This window comes from Natronorubrum halobium (assembly GCF_051351675.1).
Lineage (GTDB): Archaea > Halobacteriota > Halobacteria > Halobacteriales > Natrialbaceae > Natronorubrum.
The window spans coordinates 1,850,185-1,866,401 of record NZ_CP195595.1 but is presented as its reverse complement, the minus strand read 5'-3'; the positions used below and the strand labels follow the sequence as shown (position 1 = coordinate 1,866,401).

The window sequence follows — 16,217 nt, the reverse complement described above, 5'->3', positions numbered from 1 at the left end:
GTCCGTTTTCGAGCGATGCGAGTCCATCGAGCGTCGACCGAAAGCCGAAACCCGGAAACCGACGCCCTTCGTACGACCGATCATGACCGAAACAACCGGCACGTTCGTCGTCACCCACGCCGAGAGCGAGTCGGCCGTCGTCCGCGACGTCGAGACCGCACAGGTTCACACCCTGGCATCGAACCCCGGTCTCGAGGTCCACGACGTCCTCGAGGCGACCATCGCCCCCGACCCGCCGCTCGAGGTCACCTGGCAGGTCGTCGAGGTCGACGACCGGCGCTCGATCGACCTGGTCGATAGCGACCTCGAGCCGACGCAACTGGAGACGGAGTTGGCCGCTGACGCCGAGGTCGGCGATCTGGTTCAACAAGAACGCGCCGGCACCGGCGAGATTCACGTCTTCCGCGTACCCGAAGACGAGACCGAGGCGGCCGCACAGGACGTCCTCGAGGACGAGGAGACGATCGCGCGTGCGGCACGGCTCGAGGCGGTTCGCGTGGAGGTTCGCCGGTCTCCCGACGACGGCGTGTTGAGCGTGCGGTATCTGCCCGACTGAACGCGGCGCTCTTCGCTCCCCGAGACGCTCACGCCCGGTTCGGCCCACCCTCGCTCTGGACGCGCCAGCTCCCCTCGAGGCCGCAGGCCTCCCGAACCTCGTAACTGATCTCGGTCTCGCCGTCGATTCGGGCACCGCCGTCGACGCGTTCGACTCGCAACGGCACGTCGAGGGTGTTGCCGCAGCAACCGACGCCGACGAACTCCGCCCAGACGTCGCCCGCTCGAGCCTCGTCTCGAGTCTTGCGCAGGAACGCCCGGAACGACGGCTTCTCGACCTGAAATCGGCCCCAGTCCGAGAGGTCGGCGGGATACGAAACCACGACGCGATCGGCGGTCGTTCCACCCGGCTGATCGGTCGGTTCGATCGATCGTCCGGAATTCTGACCTGGTTCAGGGGACATAACTGTTGGAACGGGCTCGAGCGGCTTCAAATCACCGGAATGACAGTAACGTTCTTCGAAAAACATGCTGTAGAAATTGAGAAGGCTTACTTTAGCTGACTCCCAGTGGTCGGGTATATGGGGTATTTTGACGTACCGGAGTTCAATTACACCCGGTACAGCAACCGCCAACTCGCGGCGGTGCCGCTAGCCGTTCTCGCGGTTGCATTGCTCGTCCTCACTGGCTCGTTTCTCGTGACCGGAACGCCAGTCCAGTTAGGGATGGACTTCTCCGGCGGTTCCGAGCTGACCGTCCAGACGACGTCCTCCGAGGAGGAAATCGTGCAGGCGTTCGACGAGGAACCCGAGTCGGTCCAGGCGGTCACCGCCCCCGACACGGAGAACCAGTACATCGTCCAGTTCGCCTCGACCGATCTCACGTCGTTGACCGAACAGGCCGAACGGAACCTGGAACAGGATGGTGACGCCGACATCGTCCAGCAGGAGTCGACGGTCTCGGAAAGCTTCGGCGAGCAGACCCAGCGGACCGCGCTCCTGGGAATCGCCGTCGCGTTCCTCGGAATGAGCGTCCTGGCGTTCCTGTTCTTTCGGACGTTCGTGCCGTCGATCGCGATCGTGCTCTCGGCGCTTTCGGACCTCGTGATCCCGCTCGCGTTCATGGCGGTCACCGGCATCTCGCTCTCGCTGGGAACCGTCGCGGCACTGTTGATGCTGATCGGCTACTCGGTCGACTCCGACATCCTGTTGAACAACCACGTGCTGCGGCGACAGGGTGACTTCTACGAGAGCACCCTCCGAGCGACACAGACCGGTGTCACGATGACGGTCACGTCGATGGCCGCGATGCTCGTAATGGGGATCGCCGCGTGGCTGTTCGGCGTCGAGTTGCTGGCGTCGATCGGGATCATCCTCTTCGTCGGTCTCGCAGCCGACCTGATGAACACGTACATGCTCAACCTGAGTCTGCTTCGCTGGTACAAGTTCCACGGGGTGCGATCGTAATGGGGCCGATCAGTTTCGCCAAGGAGTACTGGCGGCTCATGCTGTTGGTCGTCTTCGTTACCTTCGCGCTCGTCGCCCTCTTCATCCCCGGCGGGATCATGGCCGACGACAGCTACGTCGGCAACGAGAGCGTCGACGACAACCCGACGAACCTGGAGTACGGGCTCGGACTCGACGGCGGGACTCGAATTAGCGCGCCGGTCGTCGGGATGACCGCCGAGAACATCGACGCCGGCGCCGTCGACGAGGAAGCGGGAACCGTCGACAACGAACGGCTCACCGAGATCGAGAACACGCTGTACAGCAACGACGAGTTCGACCTCGAGACGGGCGATGCACGCGTCAGCGCCGACGACGACGGCGAGGTGCACGCCGAAATCTTCACCGACGAGGTGACCGAAGAACAGTTCGCCGCAGCGCTCGCCGAGGCCGGCGTCGAGGTCGACCCGGACGAGGACATTCGGGACGGAGTGACCGACTCGACGCGCGCACAGATGGTCTCGACGATCCAGCAGAAGATCAACGCGGCCGGACTCGACGGCGGCGACGCCTACGAGTCCGAACAGATCGGGGGCAACTATTACATCGTCACCGAGGTTCCGGACATGGATCCCGACGAACTTCGCGAACTCCTCTCCGAACGCGGCATCGTCGAAGTCGTCGCGTACTATCCCGAGGACGGCGAACAAACGAACCAAACCGTCCTGGAGGGCGACAGCGATATCGCGACCGTCGACCCGCCGCAGGCGGCCGAGCGAGGGTCCGGCTACGAGGTGCCGGTCGAAGTCGACAGCAACGCCGCGCCCGGGTTCCAGGACGATATGAACGACCTCGGGTTCACCCGCGAAGGACAAGGGCAGTGTACGCTCAGCGGGGCCGAAGACGGGGTCGATTTCGATCACGAAGGGCAACAGTACTGTCTGTTGACGGTCGTCGACGGGGAGGTCATCGACGCCCACTCGATGGGACAGAATCTCGCCACGCCGATGGCCAACGAGGAATGGGCCAGTGACCCCTCGTTCATCATGGGCGCGCCGAACCAGCAACAGGCCCAGAGCCTCTCGGTGAGCCTCCAGTCCGGTTCGCTTGCCGCACCGCTCGACTTCGATCAGGAACAGACCTACTCGCTGTCGCCTGCGCTCGCCGACCAGTTCAAGCTCTACTCGCTGGTGATCGGCGCGCTGTCGGTGCTGACCGTCAGCGGGGTCGTCTTCCTCCGATACCGTGACGTCCGGGTGGCCTCGCCGATGATCGTCACCGCGATGGCCGAGGTGGTCATCCTGCTCGGCTTCGCGGCGCTGATACGCATGCCGCTGGATCTCTCCCACGTCGCCGGCTTCATCGCCGTCGTCGGGACGGGGGTGGACGACCTCATCATCATCGCCGACGAGGTGATGGACGAGGGTGACGTCAACTCACAGCGGGTGTTCGAATCCCGCTTCCGGAAAGCGTTCTGGGTCATCGGCGCCGCCGCGGCGACGACGATCATCGCCATGTCGCCGCTTGCCGTGTTGAGTCTCGGCGACCTCCGAGGGTTCGCGATCATCACCATCCTCGGCGTGCTGATCGGGGTCCTGATCACCCGTCCCGCCTACGGGGACATCCTCCAGCGGCTACTGACGAACAAATAGACGGCAGCATCGTCGATTTCGATTCGATTCTCACTTACTCGTCTCGACAGCGCGGACACCAGTCGACGGTGCCCTCGTCGCCGTAGGCGCGTGCGAAGTCGAGAGAGACGGGGTTGTTGCAGTTGGTGCAGATCGGCATAACGAACACAGCAACTGGGCGCCGCGACGGCAATGAGCGGGAAGCCTGCGATCGCAGCCACCGCGAGTCCGTTCGGAAGACGAACCCGCTCGGATCAGGTCGGGACGATATCCGACGCTCCGACGCTCTCGAGGAGCAGCCAGACGACGAACAGCCCGTAGAGCACGAGCAGGGTCCAGGCCTCTCGCTCCGAGAGCAGCATGTCGGTTCGGACGATGGTGAAGAAGACGATCGTCGCGAGGATCAGAAAGCCCATCATCGGGACGATGTGGGCGAACGTGATCGCCAGGGTGCCCGCGACGAGCACGCCGACCGGCACCGCGACGAGCAGGTCGAAGACGTTGCTTCCGAGCACGTTCGCGAGGCTGACCGACGGCCGCCCCGATCGCGCAGCGGTGATACTGACGAACGCGTCCGGAATGCTCGACCCGGCGGCGACGACGGTCATCCCCCAGAGGAACGCGGGCGTCCCGAACGCGTCTCCGAGGCCGAGTGCGGCCTGGACGAGTCCTTCGACGCCGACGACGATGACCGCCAGCCCGAGGCCGAACCAGAGCCAGGCGCGACCGAGATCGACGTCGGGATCGGCCTCGCCCTCGTGGTCCGCAGTGTCGAGGTACTGGGTGAACACGTAGAGCCCGTAGAGAACCAACGGGAACAGCGCGAGCGGACGCGTGACGTCACCTCGCAGCCCCGGCCCGTCGAGCGGGTTGTAGATGACCGCGAGCGAGAACGTGAGCAGTAGCGACGCGACCGCGAGCATGTAGAACAGCGCCTCCTTGTAGACGAGTTCCGCTCCCGTCGACATCCCGTCGCTGTCGGCCGCGAGGGCCGCAACGGCCGGGACGACGAGCAGATTGAACACCGCGGAGCCGACGATCGCACCGACCCCGAGTTCGAACTCGCCGTGGCGCAGCGTCGCGACGAGGACGCTCACCAGTTCCGGCATGCTCGAGCCCGCAGCGGCGATGATCGCCCCCTGAACCACCGCCGGAACGCCGTAGCCTGCGGCGAGACCGTCGGCCGATTCCTCGAGCCAGGTACTCCCTTTCCAGACGACTGCCGTCGCGACGGCGGCGAGCGCGAGGAGCGCGGCAACGTCGAACACGTCTTACAGTACCACCGAGGGAGCGGATAAAACGGTCGACAGCGATCGGCAACGCGTCAATACTGCTCGAGACCCGTCTGTTGGGCGTCGGCCAGCACGTCCTCGCAGGTCGACCACGACTCGCGGGCGAACGGCGGGAGTTCGGCGTGTTCGTCGACGTAGGACTCGAGAAACTCGCGCGTGTTCGGGTCGCTCGGATAGCCGCTGCCGACGGGCCCGTACTCCTCGGCGATGGCGGCGACGTGGGCGTCGCGTTCGACCTTGGCGACGATACTGGCCGCGCCGACGACCGGCGAGTCGTCGTCGGCCCCGTGTCGGGCGTCGATCTCGAGGGCGTCGATGCACTCCTCGAGCGACCCTCGTGAAAAACAGGCCTCGGTCACCCGACGCGCGAACCGGTCGGCGTCGGTGTCGCAAGCGTCACAGAGCCCGGTGATCGACGACGACTCGAGCGCATCGTCGTCGAGTCCCGCGAGGGCGCCGTCGATCGCGTCGGCGTGGGCCGCGACGGCCAGCGAGTTCATGTCCGTCTCGGGATCGTCGATTCGCGCCGTCGTGATTTCGGCGACGCCGACGCGAATCCGGTCGTCCTCGCGGATGATCGCCGCCAGTTCCTCGCGGCGCTCGGGTGCGAGTCGCTTCGAGTCCGCGATGCCGTCGGGAAGGATCGCCGAGTCCTCGAGTGAGACTGCTGCGGCGAACATCGATCCGAACACCGGCCCCTTCCCGGCTTCGTCGACGCCGAATTGCATGTCACGTGGATCAGTGGCCGGCCGCTAAACCGTTGCGTTGTCCGATCGTCGATCAGTCACACACTACTACTACTACTATTAGATTAGACGAACAATTGATAGGTCATGAGTTCGAACACGAAGCGGGGTCAGTTTCGCGCACCCGACGAACTAGTCGAACGAGCGGATATTCTGGCGACGGCTCTCGAGACGGATCGTGAGGACATCCTTACTACTGCACTCAGGGAGTATATCGACGAAGCGGTATGCGACGACGAAATCGAGCAGGAGATCGCCGCTTCGTACTACGGTGCGACGATCACGTACGAGCAACTGGCTTCACTCGCGGGACGCGAGAGCGACGGATTTTCGCGCCCTCAAACGGCAGCTTGAGCCGTCGTACGTCGATGAAATCGCCGATTTGTAGCAGCGGTACCAGTTAGTGAGGTCGAGATGACCCGTCCTCGGTACGGGAGAACGAATTACGCGTCTACCGACGCCGTCTCCCCGTCATTACGCAGCTCGTCCCGGAAGTACTCCTCGAGTTCGAACGGTTCCTCCTCGCCCTCGACGCTGAGCACGTCCAGCGCGGTCACCTCGGCGTCGGTCTCGAGCACCCCCGCCAGGCTCGGCACCGTGCGGCCGTCGTCGCTGCTGACGAGTTCCTTGACGTAGAGGCCCCCTTCGCCGTGGATCCGAACCTCGGCCCGGGTCGGCTCGAGTAGCTCCCCGTCCATCTCGTAGACGGTCCGCTCGCGCGTCAGCGCCGCTCGCCGGTGGTCGACGCGCTGTGGGGTGTCCTGCTCGACGGTAGTTCCGGTGAGTTCCTCGAGCGCGGCCTCGAAGTCGCTCTCCTCGACGGGGGCGGCGAACTCGACGTCCGCGCGGTACTGCTTGCTCGCGTCGTGTTCCTTGACGCGCTCGACCATGTCGTAGGTCGCGAGTCGAAGGCCCTCGACCTCGACCGATCCCCCGGCGGCCTCGTTGATCTCGCGCTCGAGGGCGGCGACGTCGACCTCGCGCGTGCTCGGCCGCTTGACCTCGAGGACGAACGGGCGGCCGCCCTCGAGCATCCGGGCGTCGACGTCCTCGCGGCCCGCGCCGTGGAAGGTGCCCTCGTCGCCGCCCATCGCGTCGACGACGTGGGGACGGACGACCTGTTCGACGCTCGTATCGTACAGGTAGCCCGAGCCGCCGCAGTAGTCGCAGGGCTCCTCGCCCGTATCGGCCAACTGAATGCCGCTCCCGCCGCACTCCCTGCAGGGCCACTCGGTCTGGGGGATATCCCGCTCGAGTTTGCGGTAGCGGCCGTAGACGAACGCGGGGTTGACCTGCACGTCGACCGCGTGGCTCGTGACGGCGTCGGCGTCGAGCGCTTCGAAGGGGTCGAACCCCTCGAGGTCGACGATCGCGAGGACGTCCGGGCGGTCGAAGTCCACGTCGGTTCCCGTCGTGTCCCCGATGCGAATGCCGACCTCGCGGTTGACCTCGCGTTTGAGCGACTCGCCGACGTCGGGTTCGAGGCCGGCGTCTTCGCGAAGGAGTCGCTCGTTCTCTTCGACCAGCGGCGGGACGCGAGAGCCGACCTGATAGGTGTCGAAGTCGACGGTCTCGAGCGCGTCGACGATCGTTTCGGCGATCGCGTCGAAGGTACCGCAGTAGCCCTCACAGACCCAGCAGTCCGCGGGGTCGACGGGCTCGAAGTCCTCGTCGTCTGCCATCGCAACCGTCGTGCGCAGCGCCCGGCCGCGCTCGTCGTTCGTCAGTCCGAAACTCCGTGCGGCGAAGGGGCGGCCGAGACAGGAGTCGCAGATGGCTCCCGTCTCGAGCAACGCCCAGGCGTCGTCCGTGATCATATCCCGGAAATCGGGCGGCCGCGGGTAACACGTTTTCCCTTCGGCGGGCGCGTCACTCCTGGTGGCTGCGTCGCGTACCGGTCGAACGATTCTCCCGCCGACATATCAACACACGTGAGCCCGGAGCTTCAAATGGGTAGGGTGCCATCCACCGGACATGAACGACTCCGTACTGGATCGGCGCGGTTTTCTCGCGCTCGCCGGCACCGGACTCGGCGGCGCGCTCGCCGGCTGTGCCGAGCCCAGGACAGCGCATTCGATGGAAGGGAACTCCTCGAGTCAGATCGACCGGGACGATCTCGCCGAGGGATCGACCTACACCGACGTCTACGAGGCGGTCATCGACTCGGTCACGCAGGTCCAGGTCTTCGGTATCGAAGATCCGCTCACCGGCGAAGTAGGGCAGGGCCAGGGCTCCGGGTTTCTCTTCGACGACTCCCACGTCGTCACGAACGACCACGTCGTCGCCGACGGGGACGAGATCGATCTGCAGTACGTCAACGGCGACTGGACGAGCACGCGACTCGTCGGCACCGACTACTACAGCGATCTGGCCGTTCTCGAGGCAGATCACGTTCCCGACGAAGCGACGCCGCTGTCGCTGTCCGAGGAGTACCCGGTGGTCGGACAGGAGGTGCTCGCGATCGGCAACCCGTTCGGTCTCGAGGGGACGATGACGAGGGGGATCGTCAGCGGCGTCGATCGGACGCTCGATACGTTCGATCGAGACTTCGCCTACTCGAACGTGATCCAGACCGATGCCGCGGTCAACCCCGGGAACAGCGGCGGTCCGCTCGTCGATCTCGACGGCGACGTTATCGGCGTCATCAACGCCGGCGGCGGCGACAACATCGGCTTCGCGATCTCGGCGGCGATGACGAGTCGCGTCGTCCCCTCGATTATCGACACCGGCGAGTACGAGCACCCCTACATGGGAATCGGACTCGCAACCGTCGATCGCCACATCGCAGAGGCGAACGACCTCCCTAAACGGACCGGCATCATCGTCACCCACGTCGAACCCGGCGAGGCCGCCGACGGCGTCCTCGAGGAAGCCACGATCCGCCGGGAAGGCGATCCGATTCCGGTCGGCGGCGACGTCATCTTCGAGATCGACGGCGAACCGATCCCCGACCGCCACGCGCTCTCGACGTATCTCGAACTCGAGACCAGTCCGGGCGACACGATCGAGATCGAATGCTGGCGGGACGGGACGGAAACCACGGAGTCGCTGACCCTCGGAAGCCGTCCGTCGACTCGATAGTTCGGTGCCCCTTCTCCTCGAGTTTACCCCAGTTGCGTCGATCGATCGCCGGTGAGACGGTCCGAAAGGGTCACCTACACCGACAGATTTGGCGGCAATGAGTGACGGGATGGCCGTAACCCCGTCGTACACGTTAGCGGCGATTTCGTTCTCGTTTCCGTGAGTGAACGATCTGAACTGGGGCGGAACTGAACGCGATCGTTACTGTTCAATGGAGTAGAAGGTCGATAACAATAGGATACTCTCGGGTACCCATGGACAGCGCGATACCCCATCGCCCGTCACACATGAACACGGACATCAACACGGACGGCGACACGCAACCGGTCCCCGACGAACCGACGACGGAACTCGATCACGTGACCGTCGAGAACGACGACGCTCCGGACGAGTGCGCGATCTTCCCGCGAGAAGCGAGCGAAGACGCCCTGATGACTAACTGGATCTCCGCCCACGAAGGCTCGTTCGTCGCACTCGATTCGATGCGCTAATGCCATGACCATCCACCTGGGCCACGCGATCACTGCTGCGTGCTTCTGGCTCGGCACCCTCCTGCCGGTCGCCTATCTCCCCGTGTTTCTCTCCGGCATCGACTCGGTCGGTGCGCTGTCGCTTCTGTTCGGACTGCTCGCCGTTCACGCGCTCGCCCTGATCGTCGGCCACGAGTACCCCGACTCGCGGACGCGGTGACCGAGCGGTCGGGGTCTCGAGGCTGCTCTGGGGTCGCCGTCGCTGCGTCGGCGAGTGAGTCGACAGGCGATGCGCCTCCGAGTTCAGTTCGTCTCGAGGACTGGTCAGCGAACCCGATGAAAGGCATACGGTACTCGTCGTGGGAGCGTCGCGTATGCGTACCCGTTGTCCGCTCTGTACCCGAGACGTCCCGCGCGAAAAGCAAACCTGGTGTGAGTGTGGGGCCGCGATGGATGCGGGCTGTTACGACGCCCACGACGACTGGTGTGCCAAACACGGCACCGACGCCTGGATCGGCGCGCTCGAGCGTTAGTCCACCGTCTGCCACAGCTGGGCACGCGGCGTGTCGCAGCTGTCACAGATCACCGCTCGGTTCTCCTTGTAGGTGCCGCGCTCGAGTTCGCCGCCGTCGCAGTCGGGACAGTCCTGTCCCTCGAGGATCGCGAGTAACTGCGGATCGTCGCCGCTCATCTGTGACGACTGTGATTTCGCCATATACGGATTACAGTGCCGAGACACTGGAAACGGTTGGCCATGCCTATGCAGTGTCAATTACCCCCAAATCGAGACGAGAGGTGGATCGAAACCGGCTGAATTACCCCGTCGTGCCACGCGATTCCGTAGTATCGGTTCCCTAGACAGTATCGAGGGATCGGCCGCCAGGAAACCGTGGCGGCTATCCCGTCGGTCGTCGTTCCTCCGGTATGCGCCACTTCGTACTGCTCGGTCACGAGGTGCCGACCGAGCCCGACTTCTCGCTCGACGACCTCGCGGGCGGGGCCGGTCGCCTCGACGCCCTCTGTCGTTCGATCACCGCCTCGTTCGTCACCTCCCACGGTATCCGCGAGGACGTCCGCACCCATCTCGTCGTTCAGGACGAACTCACGATCACGTTCGACGGGAGCGACCTTCGGCGGTTGAACCCCGACGAACGGAGTACTGCGGCACTGGTTCGGAACGCACTGGAACACCGAGACGAGGCCATCGGGGCGCTGCCTGCCGAGCCCAGTCCGGGGGTCGAACTCTACCGGCGCGGGTTCGAGGGGACGCTCGAGGAAGTGGCCGACGAGGGGACCGTCGTGCAGCTACACGAGGACGGCGAGGCGATGGTCGACGCGGGCGGACTCGAGAACCCGGTGTTCGTGCTCTCGGATCACCGGGACTTCACCGACGACGAAGAGCGGTTGCTCGAGGGTGTCGTCGACCAGCGGCTTCGGCTCGGACCGGAGTTGTTACACGCTGATCAGGCGATCACAGTGGCCCACCACTACTTGGATACGGGCGGCTACGAGCAGTTCTGAGTGGGTGTGTGAACTGCTGTCCAGTGATCCGATCGGTGGTTTCGCAACCGTTAAACGATCCGGCGCTCACAGTTGTCAATGCGGGCCGGTGGGGTAGCTTGGTATCCTTCGGCCTTCGGGTGGCCGTAACCGCAGTTCGAATCTGCGCCGGCCCACTGGATATAAACCCCTTTTCCCGCATCTCCTGACAGTTAGCGGCCGTTCTACGGGGTGGTCGGCGTGACGGTCGCTCCGTGGCCGTCGACTGATACCTCGACGACGTGCGAACACTGCGGAGCGTACGTTTCGGACCGCTTCTGCCGCGTCTACGGCGACAACAGCGACCGCGCCCATCGCTGCGGAGAGTGTGACTCGTATCGACGACTGACACGCGGGTCCGCAGCTGGCGTTAACGTCGGCATTCCCGATCCGGAGACGGCCGTCGGCCACCACGGAGGTGAGGCCGATGTCTGAACGCCTCAAGTGGCCGGACGGATTCGAGCGGACATCGGCCGAGGACCGCGAGCCCTACCCACACGGCTTCCGTGTCTCTCGGACGCGAGCGTTCGAGAACATCCTCGAGGAGCTGCGGAAGATGAACGCTCGCAACGTGCAGGTGAAGACGGCTGCGCCGCACACACAGGCGGAGCCGCACCGCCCATACGCCGACCGAGACCCTGACGATTCGGGCGTTGTGGTCTACTTCGAGCGAGACGGCCAGCAGTTCGCCGTTCCGTGCGATCGGTGGGACAACCTGCGGGATAACGCGCAGTCGATCGCGAAGTATCTCAATGCGAAGCGAGCGCTCGAGCGCTACGGTGTCCAAACTGTCGAGTCGGAGTTCTCGACGCAAGCGCTCCCGAGTGCCGACGAGGATGTCGTTGCACCGCCGGAGCCACACCACGACGTTCTCGAGGTGGCTCCTGACGCCACTGACGACGACGTGAAGGCTGCCGCTCGAGCAAAGAAGAAAGAACATCACCCTGACCTGGGTGGCGATCGCGAGCGCTTTCAGCGCGTCGTCGAGGCCGAGGAGGCGATGCTCGATGAGTGAGTTCGTCCCGGCGAGTCGACTCTACGATGTCGAGAGTCGGACGCCCATAGCCCATCCAGCCCATCAGGCGACCGATGCCGATGTTCGTCACGCCCTCGAGGAGCGAGAGATTCGGGCCGATGGTGGACACTCCTCAAGTGATACTGAACGCCGAGTGGATGAGCTCAAGGAGCGCGTTGCAGAACTCGAATCGATCATCAACCGCGAACTCGGTTACAGTCTCGGCGAACCCCCCGAACCGCAGACTGTCGATTGCGACTGTGGTGAGTCGTTCGAGGTCAACGTACTGAACGGGCTCGTCTGCCCCGAATGCGGGGTGAGCCACGGATGACCGGCACTTACCGAATCGGCGACGCGATAGACGAGCTGCGCTCGCTCGAGTCCGAGTCGGCCGCGGTCGTCTGCTTGGATGATGCATGGGCGCGACCGAAGCGTGGAGACGCCTACGGAGTCGAGTATCCAACGCACGATCTCGAGCAGACCCAGCAGATCCTGGCCGCCTGTCGGGATGTTCTCAAGCCAGGTGGCTGGCTGATAGCGGATGCTGACGACTGGTTCCTCCCGAGGCTGGTAAACTATCTCCGGGAGGAGTGGGGAGACGCCGCAGAAACCTACCAGAACGGCTTTAGGAAGGTCGGAAGCGTCACGCTCACAGCCCAAGACGGTGACCCCGACCGATCTACGCCCGGATGGTACGGAGCCAATGGGGGTTATTCCGTCGTCTTCGCCGATAAAGGCGAGACGGGACGCCGGTGGTCCGCATCTGTCCGACAGATCGCTCGTCGTCCCCAGGAACGATTCGGCTGGGGATCAGTGAAACCGATCGCGCCATACGAGGCGTGGATCGAGTCGATCACGGAACCCGGCGAGTTAGTCGTCGTCCCGTGCGCTGGAACCGCTCCCGCCGCGATCGCGGCCGAACGGCTCGGCCGCGAGTGGGTCGCCATCGATAGTGAACCTGAAGCGCGAGAGGCGTACCGTCGTCGCCGTGAAAGCGAGCTCGGGAACGACGAGCAACAGACCTTAGTTGCAGCCACGGACGGCGGAAACTCGCGCACACTAAACACGGCTACTGACCGCGAGGGCGGTGATTCTCGATGAGTTCGCGGACGTCCGAACTCGAGAGTCCGAAGGCCAGCGGTGACGCCCTCGAGGCGGAGATCGTGCAGGTAGTCGACGCCCTGGAGTACGTCGGTGACCGCACGGCCACCTGGCACGATGCACGAACGACGGCCGTCCTCGAGGCGAGCCGATCGCTGCCATTCTACGGCATCGTTCTCGTCGAGCCCGAGACACCAGTCGAGATCAAAGGCTGTCAAATCGAGACGAGCAACGGCAGTCGGTCGACTCGAGGCCGGTTCTACGTCAAACGCAGCGCTCACGAGCAGTTGCTCGAGGCGGGCGGGATGTACCTACTCGTGGTCTATCTGCCGCGACCGGGACTGCCCCAGGTCGCCCGTGCGATCGTCCCGGCGACAATCGTCGACGAGCTGCTGTCCGGGCGGTGGTACGACGTCGGCGGGTCGCGCTCCGAACAGGAGGTCGCGAAACTCGCGTGGTCGCACGTGATTGATCCAACGGGCGTCGATCCGTCGGTCACCGTGGGGTGGCCTCGATGAGCGTCGATACCGGTCGCGACGATCGTGACCTCGAGGCGGAGTTAGCGAGCACGAGTTCTGGTCGCGTCGGTATTCCCGTCGATGCGATCTGCGTGGGCTGTGGGCGGACGCACGTTAAACGCGCGCGTCCCGAGGAGATGGACCAGCATCCGCAGGTCGATCCCGCTTCCCTCGAGTCGACGGACCTCACGTCGTTCAAGCACGTCTGCCACCGTTGCGGGAGTGCGACGTGGTGGAACCCGGTTGCGGTGCTGACCGGTCTGCTCGAGTCGGAGCAAGGTGAGTAGCGTGTCTCAAGTCGAGACGACCCCGCACGAGATCGAGGGCCGCTGGAAGTGGCCCGACTGGGGTCGCGGTCCGTACGATGCGCTGTCGTCGGTGATGCTCGGTCCGCCGTTCGAAGGCTACCTGGAACTGGACGTCGAGATCAGCGGCGAGCCCTGGCACCTTGAGGTGCGGTACAGCAAGTCTGGGTTCGCGCCGCGACTATCGGACGGGATCAACGCTGAACGGCTGTACGAATGGGATATCGTGGGCCGTGGGCGCGGTGAACGGAAGGCGTCGTACAACATTTCGCCGCGGTTTCCGAATATGCGCCACTGGGAGACCGGCGACCCGATTCAGCTCCCGTGGGAGAATCAGGTCGGCGAGGTCGACGGCGTCGACGTTGAGTTCCACACCAGCAACATCGAACCCGAGCGCGGCCTCGAGTTGCTGCCGGAGTTCTATGTGGCGGTATTCGAACACGCGAACGAGCGAGTTCATCCCGAGTACTTCCGGACGGAACCGCACTCAGCGAGCCGAATGTGGGCGTACGAGCGGTACGTCCGGATTCGACGCGAGTGGGCAGAAAAGCTCTCGTCGGCCGGTGTGCTCCAGAAGGTCGCGCTCTATCTGTCCGACCTCAAGGGCGTGAAGGCGGAACTCCACATCGACAACGAGGAGACGATCAACCACCAGAACCGGCTATTTCTGAATCCGGCGTCGGCCAGTAAGCTGCTACCGGGACACACCTACGGACGGAAGTTCGAGATCTACCAGCTGAAGGACCCGGACGCAGTCTCGAAAGATCACCCGTCCTACCATCCGAAGGTAGAGGTGCTGGTGAACAAGTCGATGAACGACCGCGAGGCATGGGCATGGGCCGATCGCCACGCGGTGACCGAGCAAATCGAGGAGACGCTCTTGAACGCGCTCCACTGGGAAGACATCCCGCTCGGTCCCGATGGGAACGGCGTCTACATCGCTGACGACCATTTCGACGCGGTGGCTCGTGATCAGTCCGTGGAACTCTACGAAGATCCCACGCCGCGCCTCGAGGCGAAGACGGACCACCTGCTGATGACGACGCTGCGAGACATGGGTGAGACTGCTCGAAACGTTACTGAGCGGGTTGCGACCGATGGCGGAGTGACGGTCGACGATCTCGCCGACGAGCTGGGGAAACACCCCGCGACAATCTACCGAGCGATCCAAGACCTTGGCGACGTCCTCGAGCTCGACCAGGGCGACGTGTCGTTCCGTGCTCGAAAGTATCGAGAGGAACTCCGCGCACTCGTCGAGTCCGCCGAGTACGCGATCGAGAGTTACGCCGATCGGATGCAGCACCTGATGGGACTGGCGGACCACGTCGCGGAGTCCTCGCCGTTCCAGAAGTGGCTTGCAGAGAACGGTGCCGACCTCGAGTTCGACGAGAACGGTGACCCCCGACGGATGCGAGTCGATACGATTCTCTCGCGACTGAAGTTCGATAGCTTCGAGACCGTCGAGGCGATCGCCGCGGAAGCGCTCGAGAAGTGGTCGAAGTCGGGGAACGATCCGACGGTTCTCCGCGGTGTCGAGCTGACCTGGAAGACTCCCGGCGGCGGGAGCGAAACCGGATTCGTCGGCACTGTCGCCGATCGATGAACCGGCCCGAGTAGTGGCAACGCTACCCCTTTGCTTCATTTAGACAACCAGAACTTCAGTAGCGGCTGTTTTTCACAACTTCAGTTGGATTCGAGACCTCGAGGGCGGGGTCGGCACCGCGATCGCACCGCAACGCTGGCGGGGTCGTTTCGCGCTTCGCGCGAAAGCCCCCTTGGCGGGTGTCGCCAAGGCGACAGCGCCAAAAAATTACAGCGCCCCACCCACACCTTTGCTCGAAAATCTCCAGTTGATCCAAACGAAGCGAGGGTTCGATCAACTTGCAATTTGGTAGCTCAGCCAGTATTCAATGTAGACTATGTATTTCTCAAATCACGGCTTGTGGACTGACTTGTAGCCGAGAACAAAGATTTCTGTAGATTTTAGCAGAGTAGGGTTAGGGCGGAGTGAAGTAATATCAGTACGAGGGATGCTACGGTAAGGTATTGGCAGAGACGTAGGTTCCGGTATTTTTCGTCATTCTTTGTCCGGTTGCCTTTGAAGAATTTCTTTGGGTCATCAGTGTGTTCGTTGCCGGAGATCGCGGTCATATACGCTATCATCAAGTTTCGGCGGATTGGTTGAGGGGGATCATCGATATATTGGAGGTAGTTGTCAATGTCCTTCCCCGGTGTATGGTAGTCCTGAACTCTCAAGCCGTGAATACCGATTATAACGGAAAAAAGAGCAACCAACATCGCTCCAATGAGCAATAGAGAAAGGTTCTGGAAAAGGCCGACTATGGAGACGATAATCGCGTCCACAGTCAGGATCGTCCCAATCTTGGATTCGACCGAATTTCGACGTTCGGATTCCTCCTGAAACCGAAGTTGGGCTTCCTCTAAAGCAATTTGGGAATAGTTGACGCCGTCATTGTCTTCGCTCGACTCTTCACCGGAGTCTTCATCGTCCTTCCTCATTAGAACTCTTTACCACATTCATCGCAGATCCGTGATTCTTCAATATTAGCCATAATCCG

The 16,217-nt window shown here is 63.4% G+C and carries 23 protein-coding genes and 1 tRNA gene; 17 read left to right on the top strand and 7 right to left on the bottom strand.

Features of this window, described 5'->3' with window-relative positions:
* Positions 1 to 82 precede the first annotated feature (82 nt).
* On the top strand, positions 83 to 556 hold the full coding sequence (locus ACSFC7_RS09250) for a DUF5812 family protein (protein ID WP_436347419.1): 474 nt from the start codon (positions 83 to 85) through the stop codon (positions 554 to 556).
* Between the two features lie 28 nt (positions 557 to 584).
* On the opposite strand, the gene ACSFC7_RS09245 is transcribed toward ACSFC7_RS09250, so the two are convergent.
* Complete coding sequence (locus ACSFC7_RS09245; RefSeq protein WP_436347418.1) at positions 585 to 1,025, bottom strand: hypothetical protein; 441 nt, start codon at positions 1,023 to 1,025, stop codon at positions 585 to 587.
* A gap of 51 nt (positions 1,026 to 1,076) precedes the next feature.
* On the opposite strand from ACSFC7_RS09245, the gene secF reads away from it, so the two are divergent.
* Together secF and ACSFC7_RS09235 are read left to right on the top strand one after the other, a co-directional pair.
* Positions 1,077 to 1,961 (top strand): protein translocase subunit SecF, encoded by an 885-nt coding sequence (secF, locus tag ACSFC7_RS09240; RefSeq protein WP_436347417.1) that lies wholly within the window; start codon positions 1,077 to 1,079, stop codon positions 1,959 to 1,961.
* Positions 1,961 to 3,592 carry a preprotein translocase subunit SecD gene (locus ACSFC7_RS09235; RefSeq protein ID WP_436347416.1) on the top strand — a complete coding sequence of 544 codons (1,632 nt, stop codon included), beginning with the start codon at positions 1,961 to 1,963 and terminating at the stop codon, positions 3,590 to 3,592. The genes secF and ACSFC7_RS09235 overlap by 1 nt, the downstream gene beginning before the upstream one ends.
* A 34-nt stretch (positions 3,593 to 3,626) precedes the next feature.
* On the opposite strand, the gene ACSFC7_RS09230 is transcribed toward ACSFC7_RS09235, so the two are convergent.
* The 3 genes from ACSFC7_RS09230 to rnhB form a co-directional block, all read right to left on the bottom strand.
* Positions 3,627 to 3,731 carry a DUF7563 family protein gene (locus ACSFC7_RS09230; protein WP_436347415.1) on the bottom strand — a complete coding sequence of 35 codons (105 nt, stop codon included), beginning with the start codon at positions 3,729 to 3,731 and terminating at the stop codon, positions 3,627 to 3,629.
* 94 nt (positions 3,732 to 3,825) lie between these two features.
* Positions 3,826 to 4,839: a sodium:calcium antiporter gene (locus ACSFC7_RS09225; RefSeq protein WP_436347414.1), complete on the bottom strand. Its 1,014-nt coding sequence runs from the start codon at positions 4,837 to 4,839 to the stop codon at positions 3,826 to 3,828.
* A 56-nt stretch (positions 4,840 to 4,895) separates the two neighbouring features.
* Positions 4,896 to 5,591: a ribonuclease HII gene (gene rnhB, locus ACSFC7_RS09220; RefSeq protein WP_436347413.1), complete on the bottom strand. Its 696-nt coding sequence runs from the start codon at positions 5,589 to 5,591 to the stop codon at positions 4,896 to 4,898.
* A 105-nt stretch (positions 5,592 to 5,696) separates the two neighbouring features.
* On the opposite strand from rnhB, the gene ACSFC7_RS09215 reads away from it, so the two are divergent.
* Positions 5,697 to 5,963 carry a hypothetical protein gene (locus tag ACSFC7_RS09215; RefSeq protein WP_436347412.1) on the top strand — a complete coding sequence of 89 codons (267 nt, stop codon included), beginning with the start codon at positions 5,697 to 5,699 and terminating at the stop codon, positions 5,961 to 5,963.
* Positions 5,964 to 6,052: 89 nt separating this feature from the next.
* Here ACSFC7_RS09215 and ACSFC7_RS09210 read toward each other — a convergent pair whose 3' ends face one another.
* Positions 6,053 to 7,426, bottom strand: coding sequence for a tRNA pseudouridine(54/55) synthase Pus10 (locus ACSFC7_RS09210; protein ID WP_436347411.1), 1,374 nt, complete (start codon positions 7,424 to 7,426; stop codon positions 6,053 to 6,055).
* Positions 7,427 to 7,583: 157 nt separating this feature from the next.
* Between ACSFC7_RS09210 and ACSFC7_RS09205 the strand changes: the two genes are divergently transcribed.
* From ACSFC7_RS09205 to ACSFC7_RS09190, 4 genes are all read left to right on the top strand, one after another.
* Complete coding sequence (locus tag ACSFC7_RS09205) at positions 7,584 to 8,690, top strand: S1C family serine protease (RefSeq protein WP_436347410.1); 1,107 nt, start codon at positions 7,584 to 7,586, stop codon at positions 8,688 to 8,690.
* Positions 8,691 to 8,977: 287 nt separating this feature from the next.
* Positions 8,978 to 9,181 (top strand): DUF7511 domain-containing protein, encoded by a 204-nt coding sequence (locus tag ACSFC7_RS09200; protein ID WP_436347933.1) that lies wholly within the window; start codon positions 8,978 to 8,980, stop codon positions 9,179 to 9,181.
* Positions 9,182 to 9,191: 10 nt separating this feature from the next.
* On the top strand, positions 9,192 to 9,380 hold the full coding sequence (locus ACSFC7_RS09195; protein WP_436347932.1) for a hypothetical protein: 189 nt from the start codon (positions 9,192 to 9,194) through the stop codon (positions 9,378 to 9,380).
* A 154-nt stretch (positions 9,381 to 9,534) separates the two neighbouring features.
* The gene (locus tag ACSFC7_RS09190; RefSeq protein WP_436347409.1) at positions 9,535 to 9,693 is read left to right on the top strand and encodes a hypothetical protein; all 159 of its coding nucleotides are present in this window, start codon (positions 9,535 to 9,537) and stop codon (positions 9,691 to 9,693) included.
* On the opposite strand, the gene ACSFC7_RS09185 is transcribed toward ACSFC7_RS09190, so the two are convergent.
* Complete coding sequence (locus ACSFC7_RS09185) at positions 9,690 to 9,875, bottom strand: HVO_A0556 family zinc finger protein (RefSeq protein WP_436347408.1); 186 nt, start codon at positions 9,873 to 9,875, stop codon at positions 9,690 to 9,692. The two genes, ACSFC7_RS09190 and ACSFC7_RS09185, sit on opposite strands and share 4 nt — an antisense overlap.
* Positions 9,876 to 10,084: 209 nt before the next feature.
* Here ACSFC7_RS09185 and trmY point away from each other — a divergent pair, with 209 nt between their 5' ends.
* From trmY to ACSFC7_RS09140, 9 genes are all read left to right on the top strand, one after another.
* Positions 10,085 to 10,681 (top strand): tRNA (pseudouridine(54)-N(1))-methyltransferase TrmY, encoded by a 597-nt coding sequence (gene trmY, locus ACSFC7_RS09180; protein ID WP_436347407.1) that lies wholly within the window; start codon positions 10,085 to 10,087, stop codon positions 10,679 to 10,681.
* Between the two features lie 82 nt (positions 10,682 to 10,763).
* Positions 10,764 to 10,836: transfer RNA gene (locus ACSFC7_RS09175), tRNA-Pro, on the top strand.
* A 55-nt stretch (positions 10,837 to 10,891) separates the two neighbouring features.
* A complete protein-coding gene (locus ACSFC7_RS09170; RefSeq protein WP_436347406.1) occupies positions 10,892 to 11,134 on the top strand; it encodes a DUF7563 family protein in 243 nt (80 codons plus the stop codon).
* A complete protein-coding gene (locus tag ACSFC7_RS09165) occupies positions 11,127 to 11,714 on the top strand; it encodes a DnaJ domain-containing protein (protein WP_436347405.1) in 588 nt (195 codons plus the stop codon). Before ACSFC7_RS09170 ends, ACSFC7_RS09165 begins: the two co-directional genes overlap by 8 nt.
* Positions 11,707 to 12,045, top strand: coding sequence for a hypothetical protein (locus tag ACSFC7_RS09160; protein WP_436347404.1), 339 nt, complete (start codon positions 11,707 to 11,709; stop codon positions 12,043 to 12,045). Before ACSFC7_RS09165 ends, ACSFC7_RS09160 begins: the two co-directional genes overlap by 8 nt.
* Positions 12,042 to 12,815, top strand: a complete 774-nt coding sequence (locus ACSFC7_RS09155; protein ID WP_436347403.1) for a hypothetical protein — start codon at positions 12,042 to 12,044, stop codon at positions 12,813 to 12,815. The genes ACSFC7_RS09160 and ACSFC7_RS09155 overlap by 4 nt, the downstream gene beginning before the upstream one ends.
* Positions 12,812 to 13,333, top strand: a complete 522-nt coding sequence (locus ACSFC7_RS09150) for a hypothetical protein (RefSeq protein WP_436347402.1) — start codon at positions 12,812 to 12,814, stop codon at positions 13,331 to 13,333. Before ACSFC7_RS09155 ends, ACSFC7_RS09150 begins: the two co-directional genes overlap by 4 nt.
* Positions 13,330 to 13,620: a hypothetical protein gene (locus tag ACSFC7_RS09145; RefSeq protein WP_436347401.1), complete on the top strand. Its 291-nt coding sequence runs from the start codon at positions 13,330 to 13,332 to the stop codon at positions 13,618 to 13,620. The genes ACSFC7_RS09150 and ACSFC7_RS09145 overlap by 4 nt, the downstream gene beginning before the upstream one ends.
* A gap of 1 nt (position 13,621) precedes the next feature.
* The gene (locus ACSFC7_RS09140; protein ID WP_436347400.1) at positions 13,622 to 15,241 is read left to right on the top strand and encodes a DUF7845 domain-containing protein; all 1,620 of its coding nucleotides are present in this window, start codon (positions 13,622 to 13,624) and stop codon (positions 15,239 to 15,241) included.
* 380 nt (positions 15,242 to 15,621) lie between these two features.
* On the opposite strand, the gene ACSFC7_RS09135 is transcribed toward ACSFC7_RS09140, so the two are convergent.
* Entirely contained in the window at positions 15,622 to 16,158 is a 537-nt protein-coding gene (locus tag ACSFC7_RS09135) for a hypothetical protein (RefSeq protein ID WP_436347399.1), read from the bottom strand.
* Positions 16,159 to 16,217: the final 59 nt, after the last annotated feature.

What these genes read in the sequence shown, in the direction of transcription:
- ACSFC7_RS09185 (WP_436347408.1), bottom strand. Translation starts at nt 9,875, where the DNA reads ATGGCGAAATCACAGTCGTCACAGATGAGCGGCGACGATCCGCAGTTA.
- ACSFC7_RS09160 (WP_436347404.1), top strand. Translation starts at nt 11,707, where the DNA reads ATGAGTGAGTTCGTCCCGGCGAGTCGACTCTACGATGTCGAGAGTCGG.
- ACSFC7_RS09230 (WP_436347415.1), bottom strand. Translation starts at nt 3,731, where the DNA reads ATGCCGATCTGCACCAACTGCAACAACCCCGTCTCTCTCGACTTCGCA.
- ACSFC7_RS09150 (WP_436347402.1), top strand. Translation starts at nt 12,812, where the DNA reads ATGAGTTCGCGGACGTCCGAACTCGAGAGTCCGAAGGCCAGCGGTGAC.
- ACSFC7_RS09135 (WP_436347399.1), bottom strand. Translation starts at nt 16,158, where the DNA reads ATGAGGAAGGACGATGAAGACTCCGGTGAAGAGTCGAGCGAAGACAAT.
- ACSFC7_RS09245 (WP_436347418.1), bottom strand. Translation starts at nt 1,025, where the DNA reads ATGTTTTTCGAAGAACGTTACTGTCATTCCGGTGATTTGAAGCCGCTC.
- ACSFC7_RS09145 (WP_436347401.1), top strand. Translation starts at nt 13,330, where the DNA reads ATGAGCGTCGATACCGGTCGCGACGATCGTGACCTCGAGGCGGAGTTA.
- ACSFC7_RS09215 (WP_436347412.1), top strand. Translation starts at nt 5,697, where the DNA reads ATGAGTTCGAACACGAAGCGGGGTCAGTTTCGCGCACCCGACGAACTA.
- ACSFC7_RS09155 (WP_436347403.1), top strand. Translation starts at nt 12,042, where the DNA reads ATGACCGGCACTTACCGAATCGGCGACGCGATAGACGAGCTGCGCTCG.
- ACSFC7_RS09210 (WP_436347411.1), bottom strand. Translation starts at nt 7,426, where the DNA reads ATGATCACGGACGACGCCTGGGCGTTGCTCGAGACGGGAGCCATCTGC.
- ACSFC7_RS09190 (WP_436347409.1), top strand. Translation starts at nt 9,535, where the DNA reads ATGCGTACCCGTTGTCCGCTCTGTACCCGAGACGTCCCGCGCGAAAAG.
- ACSFC7_RS09200 (WP_436347933.1), top strand. Translation starts at nt 8,978, where the DNA reads ATGAACACGGACATCAACACGGACGGCGACACGCAACCGGTCCCCGAC.
- ACSFC7_RS09235 (WP_436347416.1), top strand. Translation starts at nt 1,961, where the DNA reads ATGGGGCCGATCAGTTTCGCCAAGGAGTACTGGCGGCTCATGCTGTTG.
- ACSFC7_RS09205 (WP_436347410.1), top strand. Translation starts at nt 7,584, where the DNA reads ATGAACGACTCCGTACTGGATCGGCGCGGTTTTCTCGCGCTCGCCGGC.
- secF (WP_436347417.1), top strand. Translation starts at nt 1,077, where the DNA reads ATGGGGTATTTTGACGTACCGGAGTTCAATTACACCCGGTACAGCAAC.
- rnhB (WP_436347413.1), bottom strand. Translation starts at nt 5,591, where the DNA reads ATGCAATTCGGCGTCGACGAAGCCGGGAAGGGGCCGGTGTTCGGATCG.
- ACSFC7_RS09250 (WP_436347419.1), top strand. Translation starts at nt 83, where the DNA reads ATGACCGAAACAACCGGCACGTTCGTCGTCACCCACGCCGAGAGCGAG.
- ACSFC7_RS09165 (WP_436347405.1), top strand. Translation starts at nt 11,127, where the DNA reads ATGTCTGAACGCCTCAAGTGGCCGGACGGATTCGAGCGGACATCGGCC.
- trmY (WP_436347407.1), top strand. Translation starts at nt 10,085, where the DNA reads ATGCGCCACTTCGTACTGCTCGGTCACGAGGTGCCGACCGAGCCCGAC.